Below are 20,060 nucleotides of genomic sequence, written 5' to 3' on the forward strand. Positions count from 1 at the left end.
CCCACCCAGGCAACCCGGCGGGCGACCGGACCAACTTCCCTACCGCTGACGCAAGTTGCCCGCCCGAAGACCAGACTTGGCAAACTCCCGGTCATCTTTCCTCCGTTCCCTATCCGGGATGTCGCGGACACGCCAGGATCTGGCCCGCGTCGGGCCGTATCCGGTGCTCGGCGCAGGGAGGAGAGCGCATGATGCGCCAACGGCAACGGCGACGGTTCATCACCTGCACCGTCGTGGCCGCCGCGTTCGGACTGATCGGCACCCAGTCGTTCGCGGCGTCCGGCGGCAGCGGGCCCCGGCCCTGGAACGCCCGGCACCAGGCCGACATCGGCCGGCAGCACACCGCGGCCGTGCACGCCGGCAAGGGGATGTCCGCCCTCACCGCCTCCGGGAGCGGCGACGACGGGTCCGACGAGGCGGAGAACTCCGCCGAAGGCACCGCCCAGTACACCGAGGCCCGCACCGCGCCCGGCGTCGTGGCGCCCGGCGCGTACGGGGCGGCCTGGGCTCAGCTCCAGTCGATGCCGCACACCGGGGGCAATTGGGACCACATCACACAGAAGGTCTACGACTCCGACGACCCGCGCTACCGCGACATCAACTCCAACTCCAGCGGCGGGTTCGGAGACGTGACCGGCCGGATCACCGGGATCGCCGCCGACGACCAGGGCTACGTGTACGCGGGCGGCGCCAACGGCGGCGTCTTCCGCTCGCGGACCGGCGGCGGACACTGGGAGCCGATCGCCGACAAGCTGCCCTCCTTGTCGACCGGCGCGCTCGCCCTGGACGGCTCCCAGCGGCTCTGGTACGCGACCGGAGAGTCCAACACGGGGGCAACCTCCTTCGTGGGCACGGGAGTTTATGTCCTGGCCGACCCCCGGCACGGTCAGTTCCAGCCGGGTGGCCGGGTGGGCGGGGCCGAGCTGGAGTCCACGGTCATCCACGCCCTGCGGTTCGCCGGCACCAAGGTGTGGGCGGCCACCAGCCGGGGCGTGTGGTCGCACTCCACCACGACGCTCTCGGGCCCGTGGAAGCTGGAGTTCGCCCCCAATCCGGAGTATCTGCCCGGCGGTTCGAAGGCGGGCGACGAGTCGGCCCCGTACAAGAACATAGCCAACGACATCGCGGTCGACCCCAAGGACCCCTCCAAGGTGCTCCTGGCCGTCGGCTGGCGCGGTGGTGACACCTACAACGGCCTGTACTCCCAGCAGGGCGACGGCAGTTGGAAGCCCACCACCGGTCTGGGCGACCTGCCCACCGACAGCGACGACGTGGGCAACATGACGTTCGGCGCGGCGGCCGACGGTTCTCGCCTGTACGCCGTCGACCAGTCACCGGCGCAGACCAACACCAACCCGGACAGCGGACTCAAGGGCGTGTACGTGTCCAAGTCCGGTTCGCCGTTCGGTCCCTGGACGCAGATCGCCGACTACACCAAGCTGAAGGCGTCCGGTTCGGCGCTCCAGGGCGCGGGCTACATGCCGGGCATCCAGTCCTGGTACAACCAGTTCCTCCAGGTCGACCCGGCCAACGCCGACCATGTCTATCTCGGTCTCGAAGAGGTCTTCGAGACCAAGAACGGCGGCACGAACTGGATCACTCCCGGCCCGTACTGGAACTTCCCGTTCCCCTGCTGGAGCATCGACCCGTCCAAGCAGACCGGCGACTGCTCACCGACCACCCACTCCGACCAGCACGCCGTCGCGGTGGGCACGTACAAGGGCAAGACGTACGCCTACGTGGGCAACGACGGCGGAATCTACCGGCGGCCCCTGAACGGCGCGGTCGACTCGGGCGGTCATGCCAAGGACTGGCAGTCGCTGAACGACGGCACCCTGGACACCTTGCAGTACTACTCGGTCGGCGTCGGCAAGGACCTCGACCACGGCGGCGTCTCGGTCACCGGGGGTCTCCAGGACAACGGTCAGTCGATCCTGCGCGGCCACGACAAGGTCATGGGCTCCAACTTCGGCGGTGACGGCGGTGACACCATCACCGACCCGGCCAATGGCTGCGACATCGCCAACGAATACGTCTATCTCGACATGTGGGTCACGCAGAACTGCGGCGCCAACAGCGGTAGTTGGGTCAATGATCCGGCGAAGGCCACCGAGTATGAGGTGGCTCCGCCCGACAAGGACCTCGGCGGCGCCGGCGCCCGCTTCACCGCCCCCATCACCTCCGACGCCAAGGACACCAACACGTGGGTGGCCGGCGGGCGTCATGTATGGGTGCAGACGAAGGGTTTCGCGATCCGCTCCGGCGCCGAGTGGAAGAACGCCTACGACCTCGGTGACGGCCATGTGGCCACCGCCGTGGCGTCCTCGGGCGGCACGGTGTACGTCGGCTGGTGCGGGCCCTGCAACAACCAGGGCTTCAGCCGTGGCATCGCGGTCGGCAACGCCGACGGCACCGGCTGGCACCAGCTGGGCCTCCCCGTCGACGGAACGATCCCCAACCGCTACATATCCGGCTTCGACGTCGACCCGGCCAACGCCCAGCACGTCTACGTCGCGGTCAACGGCTTCTCCCGGAAGTGGACCGAGGGCCCGGGCGCGGGCGTCGGCCACATCTTCGAATCGAAGGACGGCGGCGCCACGTGGGCCGACATCTCCGCCAACCTGCCGGACGTCCCGGCCGACTCGGCCAAGCTTCTGCCGAACGGCGGCCTCGCCCTCTCCACCGATCTCGCCGTCTTCTACCGGCCGGCCGGCGCCCGCCAGTGGCAGATCCTCGGCAAGAACCTGCCCACCACCGCGACGCTCCAACTACGCCTCGGCCCGGACGGCGCCCTGTACGCCGCCACCCACGGACGCGGCATCTGGTCCTTCGATCCACGGCGCCTGAAGGGACGCGACGACTGACCCGCCCCTGACGACCGGGACGGCCGGCGCGCTCCCCTCCCAGGAACCCGCCCGCCGTCCCCCGCCGCCCCCTCGACCCACCTGCCGACCAACCGGGGCGGAACGTGCCGTTGCAGGGGCGCCGCCCCGGGCCCTGAGTCACGGCTCTGATCCCGGTGGCGGAATTCGGTGGCGGAATCCGGTGGCGGAATCCGGTCGTCGTGGGCCGGCCCTCGTCCAGCGTCCGGACTCGCAAGGCGCTCGGCTGGCGGGTCCGAACCGGTCATGATGCGAAAGTCCGGGTCGCTTTCGGTAAACCGCCATATCTGGCGCCGAGTTGGGGAAGGGTCGTCCTTGTGCCCGCCTCGGGCGATCACGGCGCTGGACACGACGGCTGGAGGGACGCCATGAGCGAGCAGGAGACCTGGACCACGGAGGAGTTCGGTCCGTCCCACACCGGCTCGGTCGGCGTGCTCCTGGCCGACGGCACCGTCCCGCCCCCGGTCCACATCCCGACGAACTCGGGCTCGGGCGGCCAGTCGGTGACGGAGTGGAGCGTCTACGACGGCGGCGACTGGGGGCACGGGCCCCGCGCGGCGGTGCTGCGCGCGGTGTGTTCCTGCGGCTGGAACGGCGCGGAGCACCCGTTGGACTGGGACGAGATCGGAGACCAGCCGCTCTTCGAGGCGGGTACGAGAACGGCCGACCTCTGCATGCGGGACTGGGATTCGCACGCGGTCGACGTGGAGCGGTCGGCCACTCCCCTGCCCGACTCCGTGACCGACCTGCTGGCCCAACTGCACGCGGAGATCGAGAAGTTGTCGAAGACGTCACCTCTGGCGGCTCTGCGCGCGGCCCGCCAGCTGGAGGTGACCGCCGAGGACATCGGATACTGGGCGGCCCACGACGCCCGACAGGACGCGACCCTCGCGCAGGCCGCGGCCGCCCTGGGGCTGAGTGAGAGCGAGACGAGGAAGTTGCTGGCCCGCTTCGGGCGCTGGAGCCTGTACTACTGACCTGCACCACTGACCTGCACCACTGACACGCCGCTTCACCGGTCAGCGCGGTGCCGCAGTGTCACTCACTCACCATCGCTGCGAGCCGGGGCCGCCCCCGCCTCATGGAGGCGCGCCAGCAAGGCCATCAACTGCCGTTGCTCAGCAGGAGCGAGGGGCGCCAGCAGCTCGGCGTTGGCGCTCTCGGCCAGAGCCGCGCAGCGAGCGAGGACCGCCCCGCCCTTCGGGGTGACGGTGACGGCGTTCTTGCGGCCGTCGCAGGGGTCGGGGGCACGCAGGACCAGGCCCTCCTTTTGCAGGTGGTTGAGCATGCCCACCATGTCCTTGGGGTCGACGGCCAGCCGGCGGCCCAAGTCGGCCTGCGCGATGGGCCCGTACTCGGCGGTCGCCGCCAGCACCGCGTGCTGCATGAGCTTCAGCCCCTCCGCCGCGATCGCGTCGGCGACCAGGGCCCGGCCACGGGTCGCGACGCGGCCGACGAGCCAGGACGGCAGGGACTGGATGTGCTGGAGCGGCGTGCGCATGGGCTCAGCCTATCCGAATATCGTTGGACTTCCCCATGAAATTCGACCTATCGTTGGGGCACCCAATGAAAACGGAACGGGGAGGTCCTGTGCTGCGCATCCGCCACGAGGTCAACGGTGGACCCGAGGTTCTGTTCGCCGAGGAGGTCGACCGGCCCGAGGCAGGAGCGGGGGAGGTGCTGATCCGGGTCGAGGCGGTCGGGGTGACCCTGCCGACCGTGCGCAAGGTGCGCGAGGGCAACGGGCCGGTGTCGTTCGGCGGCGAGGTCGCCGGGGAGGTCGTCGCCACGGGTGCGGGGGTCACCGGCTTCGCCGTCGGGGACCGCGTCACCGGACTGTGCTTCGCCGACGCCTACGCCGAGTTCGCGGTCCTCAACGCCGCCCATACCTCCCGCATCCCGCAGGACGCGACCGCCGTGGACGCGGTCGCACTGGTCCGCAGCGGGCTGGTGGCGCGGGGCGCCTATGAGGCCGCGCGCGTGGAGCCCGGCGAATCGGTCCTGGTCACGGCGGCAGCCAGCGCTGTGGGCACGCTGGCCCTCCAGTTCGCCAAGGCCGACGGGGCGGCGCGCGTCGTCGCCGCCGTCAGCGGCGCCGACAAGGCCGACTTCGTACGGGGTCTCGGCGCCGACGAGGTCATCCTGTACGAGGACGAGGACTGGGGCGCCCCGTACGACGTGATCCTCGACGGCGTCGGCGGCGATCTGCTCGGCCCGGCGGTACGGGCCCTGGCGACGGGCGGGCGGCTGGTGGCCTTCAGCTCCGGCGGCGGCACGGTGGAGGCGTACGAACTCCTCGTCCGAGGCGCCTCGATGATCGGCTTCCAGATGCGGGCCATCGCCCTCGGCAAGCCCGAACTCTACGACCGCTGGCTGCGTGAGCTGTGGCAGCTGCGCGATGCCGGCACCCTGCGCACCGCCGTGCACGAGGAGATCCCGCTCGCCGAAGCCGCACGCGCTCACACCGTCATCGAGCAGCGCCGCAATCTCGGCAAGGTCGTCCTGATCCCCTGAGCCCTCCTCTGCGCCATTCCTCGCGCCGTCTCGGGGAACCGCAGGGGCGCGGCGGCCGTCCATGCGACATGAAGGGCGGCTGACCCGGGCCGGGAGGACGCGGGCGCCACCGCGTGCGTGAGGTGGTGACGGGCCGCTCGTCGGTCCCGTTCACGTGCTGTTCGCCGTCCGTCCCTCCCCCGCTGGTCGCGATGTCTGCCTCCGCTGTCAGTCTCCGGACGATTTCCGGGACTCAGGAGGCCGACATGACCAACCCCTCGCGCAGAACCGTTCTCAGGAGCACGGCGGCCGCCGGCGCCCTGGCCGGCGTGCCCGCCTCCGCGCTGTTGTGGAGCCGGCCCGCCGTAGCGGGCACCCCTGGCCCCGAGCAGGTGCACCTCCAGTACGGCAACGAACCCTCGCGCGAGATGACGGTCTCCTGGGCCAGCGCCGGTTCGGTGCGCCGGCCCCGGCTCAGGCTCGGCACGGCCCACGGCGGCTTCGACCACACCCACCAGGCCGAGACCCGGACCTACGTCGACGGACTGAACAAAGTCGAGACGTACACCCATCACACCCGGCTGCACGGGCTGCGACCCGACACCGCGTACGTCTACGAGATCGTCCACGACGGAGCCGCCCCGGTGCGCGGGACCTTCCGCACCGCGCCCGGCCGCGAGCGGGCCGCGTTCCGCTTCACCAGCTTCGGCGATCTGGGCACCGGGTCGTCCTCCTGGAGCAAGTCCGCGCTGCACGGCGCGGCCGCGGTGCGCCAGGTCGAGCGGTTCGACCCGCTCTTCCACCTCCTCAACGGCGACCTGGCGTACGCCAACAACAACCAGGACCGCCAGCCCCAGTGCTGGGACGCGTTCATGAACAACATGTCGGTCTCGGCGCGCAACCGCCCCTGGATGCCGGCGCCCGGCAACCACGAAGTCGAGGCGGGGGGCGGCGAGTTGGGCTACGCCTCGTACCACACCCGGTTCGCCCTGCCGGACAACCACACCCGGGACTTCTGTGGCAACTGGTACAGCTTCCAGGTCGGGTCGGTGCTGTTCCTGTCGGTAGACGGCAACGACATCGCCATCGAGGACGACGCCAGTGTCGATCCGGCCACCGGCCGTTCGGTCTACATCAGCGGGTACAGCGAGGGCGCCCAACTGCGCTGGCTCGAGCGGACGTTGGCGCGGGCCCGGGCGGGGCGGGAGGTGGACTGGATCGTGGTGTCCATGCACCAGTTCGCGATGTCGTCCTCGGCGGCGAGCCACGGCGGCGACATCGGGATCCGTGAACAGCTCCTGCCCCTGTTCGACCGGTACGCGGTCGATCTGGTCCTGTGCGGCCACGACCACGACTACGAGCGCACCCATCCGGTACGGGGCACCGACCCCGGCAGTCTGCTGCGGCCCAGTGTCGTCGACGACGGGCTCCGCGAGATCGACACGTCCAAGGGCACGGTCCACCTGATTCTCGGCGGCGGCGGGACGGCTTCGCACGACGACACCTATCTCGGCGACACGGACGGCAGCGGTGTCCCGGACGCGTTCGTGCGCACCAAGCGCCTGCCGTTCAAGGCCGACCCGGACGCCAAGGAGAAGGCCACGTGGTCGGCGGTGCGCGACCCCGACACCGCTCATCCGTACGGCGTGGCGGTCTTCGATGTCGACCCCGGCCACCTGCCCGGCGGACGTACCAGCATCACCGTGAGCTACTACCACTCCGAGGGGGCGACGGCGTCCAACCCGTTCCCGACACCCGTACTCTTCGACCGCTTCACCGTCCACCGCCCCCGCCGCGACGGGTGGGCCACCCCCGGCCGCCCCCAGCACGCCGGTACTCCCGCCTCCCCGGCGGCCGGGAACGAGGCCGGGCTTCGCTAGGCGGTGCCTGCGCAGTTGGTGAAGGCCGGTCTGGTGCGTGCGCTGTAGATGCTCGCGCCGCCGTTGGCGTCGTACTTCAGAGGGACGGTGATGGTGTCGTCGGCGCTCCACGGGAAGCCCTGGGTGTCGAACGTCCAGGTTCCGGTGGCCTTCGTCGCCAGCTCCGAGAGCGTGACCCATCCGTACTGGCGTGGGGGCACGCTCACGGTCAGCTTGTTGCCCATCTCCTGCTTGAGGTCCACCGTGGTCGCGCCGTTGACCTCGGCGGTGACATCGAGTTTGAGGCCGATGAGATCGCTGCCGAGGGTCAGGCTTCCGCCCAGTTTGAAGCCGATGGTGTTGGTCCACCCCGTGGAGGTGTTCAGCGAGAACTCCCACGGGATCGTGGTCGAGGTGTCGTTGAACCAGATCGGAGAGACGCACGTCTCCGGCAGGGTGAACGGCGGTGTCTGGGTGGTCGTGGACCACGAGCAGGTCGAGGTGTCCTTGGCGCATCGGGCGGCCGCGTAGTCCACGGCGGTGTTCCATGCCGTCTGGTAGACCTCGGCGGGCAGTGTCCACTGCTGGTAGGGCGTGTTGTCGCAGCGGTAGGTGTAGACCCAGTTGTCGCTGTTGGGAGGTATCTGGACGGTCAGGCATGTGTTGTCGCCGACCTGACGGATCCTGAACGCCTTCTGTGCCGATCCGGCGACGGGCTGGAAGTACCACTGCTCGGACGCGCGTCCGTCACAGGGCTGTTGGCGCAGTTGGTAATGGGCGGTGGTCAGGTCCATGCACTTGCCGGTGGTGGCGTTGACGATGGCGAACCCCGAGCCGAGGCTGGTGCCCGTGTTGACGCGCCACCCCGTGGCGGAGCCCGGCGCCGGGTTGACGGAGACGGCCGCGTTGTCGTCGTAACTGCCGCCTTGGACGTCCAGCAGCTTTCCGTTGCTGACGTTGGTGAACGTCAGCTGGATCAATGCCGCCGGGCTCAGGTCCGCTGGGGGCGCGGCGGTGGCCGGCGCGGCACCGACTCCGAGGGCTGCGGCCATCATCGCTGCGACGGTGGTTGCCACTCGCCACAATGATCTTCGTCTACCGGCGCTGGTTCTGGCCACGGTGTGTTCCTCTCATGATGCGTATGCCGGTCGGACGACAGGCGCCAAGGAAGGGGCAGCGTTCCGCTACCCCTTGCGCTTCTTGAGATAGTTCTTTGCCGCGCTGCCCACACGGGCGGCTGCGGCGCCGGCGACTACCGCTGCGGTGAGACCGGTCGGATCAGTGTGGACGTGGGCGAGGTTGGACAACGCGTCTATGGGTGCGGCGGACTCCGTTCTGGTCGTCTTGACCCCTGCGTCGATCTCCGCCGCGCTGTCGACCGCTGTGCGCTCGCCCGTGTTGTTGAGGCGGCACAACGGGCACTCCTTGACGGCGTCGTTCCCATGCAGGGGGCACGCGGCGTTGTGGACGAGGAGGTAGTTCGCACCGGCTCGGACGTGGTAGGTGTGGATGCCGCTGACACTGAGGTTGTAGACGGTCCGGTCGGCGACCGTGCCGCGGTCGTGGATCGTCGTGATCCGCACGGGCAGGGCGCTTGACGGGTCGCGCACCAGGTCCCCGGCCCTGAGGTCCCCGGCGTCCACCCAGCCCCGGCCCTGGACCCAGAAGGGGTGGCCGGCGGTGGCGGTGATCGTCACCTGTCCCGAATCCCCGAAACCGATGTCGATCAGGTGCTTGGCCCCGTGGCCGACGACGAGTTCCGCGACGGGCTCGCCGACGGTGGCGTCGGTGCCGGGGTCAGTGGCCCTGACCTCGTCGCCTTCGTGGATCTCGCTGATCGGCTTCGTACTGCCGTCGGCCATCTCCACCAGGGTGTCCGAGGAGAACGAGTTGCACTTCTCGACGGCCGTGGCGGCCTTGCCCAGCGTCGACGCCTCCTTGGCGGCGGACTTGGCCACGGTGCCGGCGAGTTTGCCGCCGGGGATCATGCCGAGCGCGTCCATCGCCGCCGCGGCCTTGTTGCCCTGGGCGAGTTGGCCGGCCGCGGCCACTCCGGAGGACACCGTCCCGATCGGCCCGGGTACGTAGGCGACCACCTCGGCCGCGGTGGTCGCCACGTGCACGACCGACTTCCAGGAGAACGTCCCCGCCAGATCGACCCCGTTGACCGGGTCCGCGTTGACGTAGTCGTAGTCGTTGGCCGAGCCGCCCGCGACCGGGTCGACTTGCAGGAATCGGCCCAGGACCGGCAGGTAGACGCGGGCGCCCATTTCGATGGCCTGTTGTCCGGCCAGGTGCTCCACCGGGCGTTCGTGCTGGCCGAGCCAGCCGAAGTCCATGCCGCCGGCGGCCGTTGCCGGGTTCGGGAGGTCGGTGAAGGCGCCGGTGGTGGGGTCGATGTTCTGGCCGTACGGGTCGTAGAGGCGGATGTCGCCGGTGCGGGCGGCGGTGCCGTCCGCGGTGAACAGGACGTCGCCGTGGATGTTGGGGTAGGACCAGTTGGTGGTGGCGGCCCGGTCGTAGTTCTTGGTCAGGAGTACCCCGCCGGGCAGCGCGACGATCCGCTGGAGCAGGCCGCCGTCCTTGTCCAGGATGAGATCCGCGTCGTCGTCCTTGGAGCTGTAGGAGTAGCGGGTGGTCCCGTTCTTCGAGCCGTCGAGGGCACCGGTGACCGTGCGGGCGGTCAGCCGGTCGGCCGCGTCCCTGGTGTAGGCGATCGCGGTGCCGGACGCCGTCGTCGTGCGGACGTGCCGCTTGGTGGAGTCGTACCCGAGGGTGTCGCCCCCGAGCTTGACGGTGTCGCCGTGGTCGTCGTAGGCGAGGGAGAGCGTGAGGCCGCCGCTGGTGGAGGTCAGCCGGTCGGCGCCGTCGTAGCAGTAGGCGGTGGTGACCGGGGAGGCGCCGTTGAGGCTGTCGGTGGACGCCGTGCGATTGGTGTTCAGGCCCGCTGTCCTGGCCGGCCCGCAGCCGTCGGCCGGGTCGAAGCGGTAGGTGAGCTGGTGGTGCGGGACGCTCGCCGCGACGAGCCGGCCCACGGTGTCGTAGGCGTAGGAGTAGTTCGCGGCGGTCTTCCCGTCGGCCGTCACCACCTCGTCGGTGACCCGGCTGTCACGGGAACGGGTCACCGTGTCGACCACCGTGGAAGCGGCGGTCTTCCAAGTCAACGCCGTCGGCTTGCCCGCGTCGTCGCGCGCCATGGCGTCGAGGCGGGATCCGTTGCCGTAGGCGACACCGGCCAGTTCGGTGGCGGTGTCGTAGGCGGGGGTGGCGACGGTGGTCCCGTCCACCTTGACGTCGGTCAGCTGGTTGGCGTCGTTCCAGGCGTACGCCACGGTGCTGGAGACGCCCTTGACCGTGGTGGTGTCCTTGATGAGCCGCCCGACCTGGTCGTACGTGGCGTTGGAGGTGACGCCGTTGGCGTCGGTGTAGCCGACCTCCTGGCCCAGCAGATCGACCACTGTGGTGATCGATCCGTTTTCGTCGGTCATCTTCGACGTCAGCGGATCACCGCCCACCGCGAAGTCGACGGCCACGGTGCGCGCCGGCTGCCCCCCGTACGCGGGCGCGCTTTTCTTGACCATCCGGCCGCGTACGTCGTAGCTGGTGCAGGCCCACGGCTCCTCGTTGGTCCGCTGCGCCACCACCCGGCCCGCCTCGTCGTACACCGTCTCGCCCGTCAGCGCCGGGCCGCTGCCCGGTTTGGGGGTGGTGGACGTTTTGCTCATGCCGCCCTGGTTGGCGGCCGGCGCGTTCGGGTCGCACGGGTTGGCGCGGGTCTCGTGGTCGCCGTAGTACACGGTCGTGCCGCGCTTGTCGGGGTCGGCGATGTCACCGGCGGGCAGCGCGGAGGCCAGCTTGCGCGAGTACGTCTCGCCCGGGCGCTCGTAGGTGGACCGGGCGGTGAGGTTCAGTCCGCCGGGGTCGGCCGTGGTGGACACCATGAGCCCGTACACCGGGTCGATGCCGGCGGCCGGATCGGAGTAGCCGCCTGCGCTGTGCTTGGTGGGCGCCCGCTCCGTGGTGCCTCCGGAGCCGTCCTCGGTGGTGGAACCGGTCGCCAGGCCGTACCGAGGCGCGAGCTTCGTGCCGGGCACGGGCGCCGGCGCGCCGGCGCCCGGCGGGCTCCAGGTGAAGGTGAGCGCGCCGGTCGTGCCGGAGCGGTTGTAGTAGTCGACGCGGACGCGGTGTCTGCTGCCGGCCGTGGTGTTGGTGTACTTGCCGGCGACCGCAGTGGCCGGCTTGTCACCCCAGCCGTCGACGGTCAGCACGTCGTCCACCCACAGGCGCACGCCGTCCACCGCGGTGAACCCGAGCCCGTAATCCCCGGCGGCGGGGAACTCCATCTCGCCGGTGAACCGCCCCGACCAGCCGGCGTTGTTCGCCACCGGCGGGCTCGTCCCCCACGAGCGCGACAGGGCCCCGTCGACGGCGCCGACCCCGGTGGCGAACACCCGCGGAACGCCTGCCAGTTCGGGGCTGTCGTAGTAGGCGGCCGACAACCCCGTCAGACCCTCGTCGTAGTCGGTGTGGGTGTGCGGCATTTTGGGTGCGCACGCGCGGGTCGGGGTCTGCCCGTCGAAGCAGGACGCCGGCGCGGGGCCGTACCGGTCGATGGGGCGGTCGGCGTGGTCGTACACCGTGGTGGAGCGCCGGCCCGCGCTGTCGACCGCCGCGGTGGCCTGGTCCTTGGCGTTCCACTCCGCCGATATGCTCGCCCCGGTGAAGTCGGTGGTGACCAGCGTGCGGCCGGCGTCGTCGTACGTCACGGTGCGGGAGCGGGTGGAGTCATAGACCCCGGCCAGGGCCACGGTGGCCTGCTTGCGCTCCAGGTAGTACTGGTAGAAGTGCTCGCCGCGTCTGTCGCTCGAGCGGCCGTCCGGGGCCGGGGCCAGTACCTGCACCGCGCGCAGGGCCGGTGGTTCCTGGGGCTGTTCGATCACGGAGTCGTAGCCGATCACCGTACAAGCGGCGGCGACATCGCCCGTGTTGGTGCACCCGTTCTCGGCGGACGGGGCCTGGCGGGCCACCCAGTCGTAGGCCAGGCTGCCGCGCAGGGTGGCGAGCGGGCCAATGCTGTCGAGGGCCTTCTGCCTCTCTTCCTCGTTGTCGCCCGCCTGGTCGTAGCGCTCCTTGGCCGAGGCCCGGCCGACGTAGTCGAAGTCCTGCATGTCGGCGCCTGGGTTCTCGATCCGGGCCAGGGTGCCCAGCTGGTACCAGAGCCGGGTCTCGCTGCCGTCCCAGTAGTGGATCCGGCACAGCATCCGCGGCGGGGCAGGGTCCGAGCCCGGCGGCCGTGACACCCCTCCGTAGCAGCTGTCGCTGTTGTCGGTGTTGTAGAACAGCTGGTGCGACCGGCCCGAGACCGGGTCCTTGATCTGGGTCAGCCGTGGCGGTGTCCCGCTGTAGACGTACTGCAAGGCGGCCGGTTTCTTGCCGTCCAGGACCGATTCCACCGCGGCCAGTGTGCCGTCGGGGTTGAACAGCGACACCGTGTCGCCCTCGGTGAGCGTGATCCGGCCCGTGCCGTCGAAGGCGAGCACACCGTCCTCACCCACGGGCGGCGTGTATCCGCCCGTGGACGCCTTGGTCCAGGTGTGCTTGCCTCCGGCGCCGTCGGTGAGCACCACCGAACCGTCCAGCATCTCGGCGTGGCTGTAGCCGCTGGACTGCGCCGACAGCGTCCACCCGGCGGGCAGAGACTGCGAGTCCGCCGAGAACAGCCATTCCGTCGGTACGATCCGCGGTTCGAGGTTGTGGCTGCGCTGGTCGTCGGGGCCCGTGGTGCTCTTGGCCCACAGCACCATGCGGGGGCGTTGATCCGAGTGGTGGTACAACTCCACGCGCAGCGGGACCAGTTGGCCGGCCTTCAGGGCGATGTCGTGGTCCTGGTGCGGGCCGGGCAGCAGGAAGTCGTCGCCGGGGTCGGCGGCTTCGGGATTGTCGTAGACGAGTTTGTCGCCCAGCCAGACGCGCGCGCCGTCGGTGTGCGCGCCCGCGAACCGGAAGTCACCGGTGACCGGGGCCTTGAACTGGCCTTCCCAGCGCACGACGAACCAGTTCTTGTCCAGGGCGGGCGGCATCGGATTGTCCCGCCACGGCAGGTTGTCCGGGTTGCCGCTCCAGGTCATGCCCCAGTCCAGGTTGACCTGCGACTCGCCGCGCACCATCACCGGCAACGTGTCGGGGGTGCCAGCGTGGTTCGGATCGTTGAAGTACGAGGCGCGCACGCCATGCGGTGCGCCCTCACGGGAGTTGTAGGCGAGGTTCACGCCGGCCGGTCCGCCCACCGTCTGGAACGCCGGCCCGCCGGCCTCGATGTGCGCGTTGCCGTTGAACAGGTTCACCGTGACCGGACCCAGGTGATCCGTGGGCGCCGGCCCCGGATCCCCCACCCGCTGATTGAGCGTGAAGTGCCCGACCCACTGCGGCGGCGTCGCGGTCGGCGCGCCGGACGTCGCGGTGGCCGCCGTCCAGGTGTAGCGGCCGCCGTCGTGCAGCACGTGCTTGGGGACCGTCCATTGGGGCTGGTCCAGGCAGCCGGAGTCCACCACGCTGCCCGAGCGTCCGTCGAAACCGGTGGAGATCTTGAAGCAGTACAGGATGCCGTCACCGGCCGGGGCCACCTGCAACACCGGTGTCTCGGTGGCCACCACCGCGCCGTCGATGGGCGCGACCAGGCTCGTCCGGGGGGCGGGGCCGGCGTCACGCACCGTTCTTCGCGCGTCGAACCGGGCGTGTTTACCGGTCGCCAGGGGTGTGAAGTCCGCCTTGGGCTGCTTGGGTTCGGCCTGTGGCTTCTGCCGGGCCCCGGACGGCACCGACAGGATCGGCAGGTTCCGCGGCACCTGTCTCGGCGCCGCCGCGGCCGCCACGGGCGGCACCGCCTCCGTCTGCGCCAGTGAGACCACCAACGCCAGCGCCAAGGTCAACATGATCGCCCGCATGCACGACCGCACGGACCACAGCGCTCTGCCGCCGCCTCTGGTCACAGCTCCTCCAACGTCGTCGACGTCCGTCGGAGCCCACGGCGGGACCCACCGCGCGTTCTCCCCGTTTGCGCGCCCGGCGGGTCGAGCCGGGCGGCGACTGTGATGGTGCGGTACAGGCGGCGCGTGGGGAACAGAAGCGGTGCACGTTGGCCGGAATCACCAAACGCCGGAGCGTCCGGCGGAACACCTCCCACGTCGCGCACCGGGCCCCCTCCCACCTTCCTGTCAGGGACATGCTCAACCCGTACGCTCCCAGGGACGTGGAAGCGGAGGGTGCCAACCCGCGCACGTCGTGAGCCAGTTGGCGTGGACCATTCGGTGGCGCGGGGTACGTTCGCCGGTCCCGGCGCGGCCGGTCACCCTGGCCGAGGCGACCATGAAGCGGTGGCCCGTGCGTCGATGCCGGGAGGACACGCGCGCCTTCCGGGCGGATCCGCTCACTTTCGGCTGGACCTCGCGGATAGCGCTCGCCCTCCGCGTCCCGCACCCCGGAAGATGGACATGTCGACTGTTGAGGGAGATACCTGCCCGAACGTCCATCGTCGTGGGGACGTTCGGGCAGACCCGGTTCGGACGAGTGAGGACGTCGCGCCGCCCGGTGTGATAATCGAGAGCTGATCGTCGGGGGTGTGGGGGCATCCCGTAGCGGCGGCACGACCAGCGAGGCCGATGGGAAGGATGACGGATCCATGGGGGAGGCCATCCGGTTCACCGTGCTCGGGGCCGTGCGGGCGGTCCGGGGCGGTGACACCCTCACCACCGGCTCGCCGCAGCAACAGGCGCTCCTGGCCGCGCTGTTGCTGCGGTCCGGTCGGGCCGTGCCCGCCCATGAGCTGATCGCCGCCGTCTGGGGCGACGAGGCGCCGGACTCCGCCCTGTCGAGTCTGCGCACCTACGCGTGGCGGCTGCGCGGGATCGTCGAGGAGGACCGCTCCTGCCCCAAGGTCCTCGTGTCGCTGCGCGACGGCTACCAGCTGCTCGTTGGGCCCGGCGCGGTGGACGCGCTGTACGCCGAGGAACTGGCGGCCGATGCCGCGCGGGCCCGGGCGGCGGGCCAGGAGGAGGAGTGCGGCAGGCTGCTCACCGAATCCCTCGCGCTGTGGCAAGGCGAGCCACTGGCGGGGGTGCCGGGGCCCTTCGCCGAACAACAGCGTTCACGGCTCACCGCGCTGCGCCTCGCGCTCCAGGAGGAACGCTTCGCGCACGATGTGCGTCAGGGCCGCTTCGCGCTCGTCATCCCGGACCTCATCGGCTTCACGCAGGAACACCCGCTCCAGGAAAGGCCGTACGGCTTCTTGATGCGCGCCCTGTACGTGACGGGCCGCCAGGCCGACGCGCTCGCCGTGTTCGGCCGGGCCCGCCGGACCCTCGCCGATGAACTGGGCATCGACCCGGGCCCCGAGCTGAGCGCGCTGCACCGACAAATCCTGGCCAACGATCCGCTTCTGATGGGCCGCGTGGACGGCGCCCCGGAACCGGGCACCGGGCTCACCGCGCCTCCCGCGCCCGAGGCCTCGGCCGTGCACGACGCCGGGCCCGCCGCCCCGCACGCCCCCGAGCCGCCGGCGCCGACGCGGCCCGCCCAGCTCCCCGCCGACATCTCCGACTTCACCGGCCGCGCCGGCCAGGTCCAGGCCCTGTACCGCGCGCTCACGGCCCCCGCCCGCCCTTCGCTCACCATCGTGTCCGTCACCGGCATGGGCGGCATCGGCAAAAGCACCCTCGCCCTCCAGGTCGCCCACCAGGCCAAACCGGACTTCCCCGGCGGCCAGCTCTACGCGGACCTGCGCGGCAACGGCCTGGAACCGGCCGACCCCGGCGCCGTCCTCGGCAGTTTCCTGACCGCTCTGGGGATCCCCGGCCAGGGCCTGCCCGCCTCCACGGAGGACCGCGCCCTGCTCTTCCGTACGGCACTCGACGGCCGCCGCGTCCTGGTCGTGCTCGACAACGCGCGTGACCCCGCGCAGATCAGGCCGCTGCTGCCCGGCTCGGCCGACTGCGGCGTGATCATCACCAGCCGGGCCATGCTCGCAGGGCTCTCCACCACCCTCCAGAGCGACCTGGACGTCTTCGACACACGGGAGGCCATCGCCCTGCTGCGGGCGATCGTGGGAGCGGAACGCATCGGCGCGGAACCCGAGGCGGCGGCCGAACTGGTCGCCCTGTGCGGCCACTTGCCCCTCGCCGTGCGCATCGTGGCCGCGCGGCTCGCGGCCAGGCCGCGGTGGCGGGTGGCGACCATGACCGGGCGCCTCGCCGACGAACGGCTGCGCATCGGCGAGCTGCGCGCCGGGGACCTGGGCGTGGCGGCCGCCTTCGAACTCGGCTACCACCAGCTGCCCCGCCCCCAGGCCCGGGTGTTCCGGCTGCTTGCCCCCGTCGCGCGGCAGGGCATCGGAACGGCGGCCGCCGCGGCCGCCCTCGGCCTGGACGAGTACGACGCCGAAGAACTCCTGGAGTCCCTGGTCGACGCGGCCATGCTGGAGGCGCCGCTGCCGGGCCGCTACCGCTACCACGACCTCGTGCGCTCCTTCGCGCTCCAGCTCGTGGTGGTGGAGCGGCCGGGGTCCGAACCTGCGGAGAGCGAGGAGGCGGCCGCCGCTCTGGGACGGCTCCTCGATCACCTTCTGGACGGGGCGTGTTCGGCCTTCCAGGCGATGGTGCCAGGCGACCCGGTCGGCGCGATCCTCGGCGGCAGGCCCGAGTCGGGCCCCCATTTCGCCACGCTGGCCGAGGCACGCGCCTGGGTGGCGGCCGAATTCGACTGCGCCGTCAACGCGGCGGCCCTGGCCGCCCAGAGCCCGGCCAACGCCGGCCCGCGCATCCTGCGCACGGCGGGCGATCTGCTGGTCGCCCTCAGCCCGTTCGGCCGGGACATCCCCTACCGTCAACTGGCCGCCGCCGCGCGCAAGGTGGCCGACACCGCGGCGGCCCACGGCGACGACCAAGCGGAGGCCCGGGCCCGTTTCGTGTGCGGCAACGCCGCCGTCCAGTACACCCAGCTGGCCGAGGCCGAGCTGCACACCCGGCTCGCGACCGAGGCCTGCCAGCGGGCGGGGGACGAGGTCATCCTTCAGCAGATCCTCAACGACCGGGGCCTGATCGCCCAGTGGCAGCGGCGCTTCTCGGACGCGGTGGACTTCTACGACCGCGCCACCGAGCTGGCCCGCGAGCTCGGCCACCGCTCGGGCGAGCTCATCACCGTCCTGAACGCCGCCCAGGCCCGGCTGCGCAGCGGCCGTCCCGCCGAGGCGGCGCAGGCGTGCGAGGGCGTCCTTGAGCGACTGCGTACCGTACGGGATCCGCACGGGACCTCCTACGCCTGGTACGTCCACGGGATGGCGCTGCACGAACTGGGGCGGCGGGCCGACGCCGTGGCGAGCTACACCGCGTGCCTGGACATCTGCGCCTCGGCCCGGCTGCGGGGACGCGAGACGCAGGCCAGGTTCCGGCTCTCGGACAGCCTGCGGGACCTGGGCCGATACGACGAGGCGCTGGCGCAGGCCGAGCAGGCGCTGGGCCTCAGCGAGGAGTTGGGGTCCCAGCGCGAGCGCGGGCACTGCCTGCTGGCGCTGGCCCGCGCGCTGGCGCAGACCGGCGCGAGCGGCACGGCCCTGGCCCGTGCGCGTCAGGCCCACGACGTGTTCATGGGACTCGGCCTGCCCGACGCCGATCAGGCCGAGCTTCTGGTGCGGTCGCTCGGCGGCCTCGTGGGGGCCGTGGAAGGGTGAGCAGCCCGGCGACGGGGGAGGCGCCGGACTGCTCGGTCTGAGGGCGCGCATGGCGCGCGGCGGTTCAGCCCTGGCTGTTCCACTCGTCGATGTTGGATGGGCCGCCGGCCCGGACGCTCACGGTGTTCGCCGACGCCTGCGTCCCGTCGTGGGAGACGGCCACCGAGACCAGCGAGGCGGCGCACACCGCGGTGACCAGGACCGCGGCCTTGCGCAGGATCAGGGACTTGATGGATCGCTTCATGAGGTGCCGTCCGCTCCGTGGATCGTCGTGCCGAGTACGGGGAGAGCCGGTATCCGTCGTGGAGGCGGCTGCTCGGTGACCACTTTGGTCCCCACCGATCTACGGCGGATATACGCCGGATAGGAGGCCGTTCGCGCGGCCCCGGCGGGCTTGAGGATCCCACGTATATGCCTCCCGTGCAGCATTTCTCGTCAGACGGTGGCCGCCCTTGGCCCACGTCCTGACGCGAGCGAACCAGGGAGTGGCATGGACGGTGGCGAACCGGTGTCCGGCTTCGGTCGACCGCTCGGGCTCCGGCACGGACGCGACGGCCCTGCCGCGCCCGGCCCCTCCTGTGGAGCCTGACCTCAACTCGACCCGACCGCACGGACGTCGGCGACGCGTGACCGGCGCCGCCGACCCCACCGCACCACCGGGACCGCGCTCCGCTCCGTCACGGCGCCGGTCGGCCACGCCCACGCACCGTACTCCCACAACTGCGCCCGAGCCGTCCCGCGACGGAGCCCGGCTCGGCGGAGGTCCGCATGACTACCGCTCTCCCCTCCTCGACCGCCCTCTCCTCCTCGCCCACGCTCCCCTCCTCGGCCAGTCTCCCCTCCTCCGCCCTTCCCGCTCCCGCCACCGGTCTGCCGGCCGGCCTCAGCTTCGAAGTGCTCGGGGAAGTCCGGGGCTGGCGGGACGGCGTCGAACTCCCCCTCGGCGCGCCCCGGCAGCGCGCCCTGCTCGCCGTCCTGCTGCTGCGCGCCGGCTCCCCTGTCGGCCGCGACCACCTGCTCGACGGAATCTGGGGCGACGCCGCCGTACTGGACGGCGCCAACCTGGTGCAGGCCTACGTCTCCAAGCTGCGCCGGCTCTTCGAGCCCGGCCGGGCCCCACGCGCCGCGAGCGAAGTGCTCACCCGCATCGGCGCCTCCTATCGGCTTTCCGTCAGCCCCCAGCAGTGTGATCTGGGCCGGTTCCAGCAGTCCGCCGCCCACGCGCGGGCACTGCGTGCGTCCGGTCAACCAGGCGCCGCTGAGCGGACGTTGGCCACCGCGCTGGACTCCTGGCCCGGCCCCGCGCTCACCGGCGTGAGCGGTCCGCTGCTCGACGTCGAGCGTGCCCGGCTCGCGGAACTGCGCCTCGCGGTCGTCGAGGAGCATGCCGAGCTCGCCCTCGAACTCGGCTGCCACGCGCGCCTGGTGCCGCATCTGACGGTCCTCACCGCCGAACACCCCTACCGCGAACGGCTCTGGGCCCTTCTGATGGTCGCGCTCTACCGAGGCAGCCGGCAGGCCGACGCGCTGGCCGCCTACCAGCGCGCCCGGCACACGCTGATGGAGAACCTGGGACTGCTGCCCGGGCCGGAACTGCGCCGGATCGAGGAGGCGATCCTCGCCGGACGCCCCGACCCGCTCGCCCGCCGCACGCCATCCGGCGCGGCCGACGCCGCGCCCGGTCACGACGAGCCGAGTCACGACGAGCTCAGTCACGAAGACCCGTCTCACGACACGTCGGCGCAGCACGGCGCGGCGGGCTTCGGAGCGAGTGGCTTCGGCGCGGCGGGCTTCGGCGCGGCTCGCGGCGGGCCGCGTGATGGCGGGGTCGGCGGGGTCGGCGGGCTTTCCGTCGGGGCGCACGCGGCGAACCCCGTGCCCGGCCGCCCCCGGCTGACCCTGGTCGGCGCGGCGCGGACTTTCCCGGCCGCACCCTCCGCCTCCGGTCACGGCTCCTGGCCCGAGGGAGCGGCCCGGCTGGCCCGCTGAGCCGACGGGCGTACGCCGACGGAAACGCCTCCGACGGGCAACTACCGCTCAAGGCAGCCCGGTTGCACCTCCCCCGCCTCCACCTCTTCGCCGGTCTCCACGACCCGGCCCCCCACC

The 20,060-nt window shown here is 71.5% G+C and carries 10 protein-coding genes; 6 read left to right on the top strand and 4 right to left on the bottom strand.

Going from position 1 to position 20,060, the window contains the following annotated elements:
* Positions 1–188: 188 nt before the first annotated feature.
* Complete coding sequence (locus ACFYM2_RS08065; protein WP_388834353.1) at positions 189–2,864, top strand: glycosyl hydrolase; 2,676 nt, start codon at positions 189–191, stop codon at positions 2,862–2,864.
* A gap of 386 nt (positions 2,865–3,250) precedes the next feature.
* The gene (locus tag ACFYM2_RS08070) at positions 3,251–3,859 is read left to right on the top strand and encodes a hypothetical protein (RefSeq protein ID WP_388459958.1); all 609 of its coding nucleotides are present in this window, start codon (positions 3,251–3,253) and stop codon (positions 3,857–3,859) included.
* Positions 3,860–3,924: 65 nt separating this feature from the next.
* Here ACFYM2_RS08070 and ACFYM2_RS08075 read toward each other — a convergent pair whose 3' ends face one another.
* Complete coding sequence (locus tag ACFYM2_RS08075; RefSeq protein WP_358994020.1) at positions 3,925–4,383, bottom strand: MarR family winged helix-turn-helix transcriptional regulator; 459 nt, start codon at positions 4,381–4,383, stop codon at positions 3,925–3,927.
* A gap of 89 nt (positions 4,384–4,472) precedes the next feature.
* On the opposite strand from ACFYM2_RS08075, the gene ACFYM2_RS08080 reads away from it, so the two are divergent.
* Positions 4,473–5,396 (top strand): zinc-binding alcohol dehydrogenase family protein, encoded by a 924-nt coding sequence (locus ACFYM2_RS08080; protein ID WP_388834356.1) that lies wholly within the window; start codon positions 4,473–4,475, stop codon positions 5,394–5,396.
* 245 nt (positions 5,397–5,641) lie between these two features.
* Positions 5,642–7,255, top strand: coding sequence for a purple acid phosphatase family protein (locus ACFYM2_RS08085; protein ID WP_388834359.1), 1,614 nt, complete (start codon positions 5,642–5,644; stop codon positions 7,253–7,255).
* On the opposite strand, the gene ACFYM2_RS08090 is transcribed toward ACFYM2_RS08085, so the two are convergent.
* Positions 7,252–8,310: a ricin-type beta-trefoil lectin domain protein gene (locus ACFYM2_RS08090; protein WP_388834363.1), complete on the bottom strand. Its 1,059-nt coding sequence runs from the start codon at positions 8,308–8,310 to the stop codon at positions 7,252–7,254. The two genes, ACFYM2_RS08085 and ACFYM2_RS08090, sit on opposite strands and share 4 nt — an antisense overlap.
* Before the next feature lie 108 nt (positions 8,311–8,418).
* On the bottom strand, positions 8,419–14,166 hold the full coding sequence (locus tag ACFYM2_RS08095) for a PA14 domain-containing protein (RefSeq protein ID WP_388834366.1): 5,748 nt from the start codon (positions 14,164–14,166) through the stop codon (positions 8,419–8,421).
* A 746-nt stretch (positions 14,167–14,912) separates the two neighbouring features.
* Here ACFYM2_RS08095 and ACFYM2_RS08100 point away from each other — a divergent pair.
* On the top strand, positions 14,913–17,954 hold the full coding sequence (locus tag ACFYM2_RS08100; protein ID WP_388834369.1) for a BTAD domain-containing putative transcriptional regulator: 3,042 nt from the start codon (positions 14,913–14,915) through the stop codon (positions 17,952–17,954).
* Between the two features lie 64 nt (positions 17,955–18,018).
* Here ACFYM2_RS08100 and ACFYM2_RS08105 read toward each other — a convergent pair whose 3' ends face one another.
* Complete coding sequence (locus tag ACFYM2_RS08105) at positions 18,019–18,198, bottom strand: hypothetical protein (protein WP_358994037.1); 180 nt, start codon at positions 18,196–18,198, stop codon at positions 18,019–18,021.
* 524 nt (positions 18,199–18,722) lie between these two features.
* Here ACFYM2_RS08105 and ACFYM2_RS08110 point away from each other — a divergent pair.
* A complete protein-coding gene (locus ACFYM2_RS08110; RefSeq protein ID WP_388834372.1) occupies positions 18,723–19,943 on the top strand; it encodes a BTAD domain-containing putative transcriptional regulator in 1,221 nt (406 codons plus the stop codon).
* Positions 19,944–20,060 lie beyond the last annotated feature (117 nt).

This window comes from Streptomyces sp. NPDC006711 (assembly GCF_042869775.1).
Classification (GTDB): domain Bacteria; phylum Actinomycetota; class Actinomycetes; order Streptomycetales; family Streptomycetaceae; genus Streptomyces.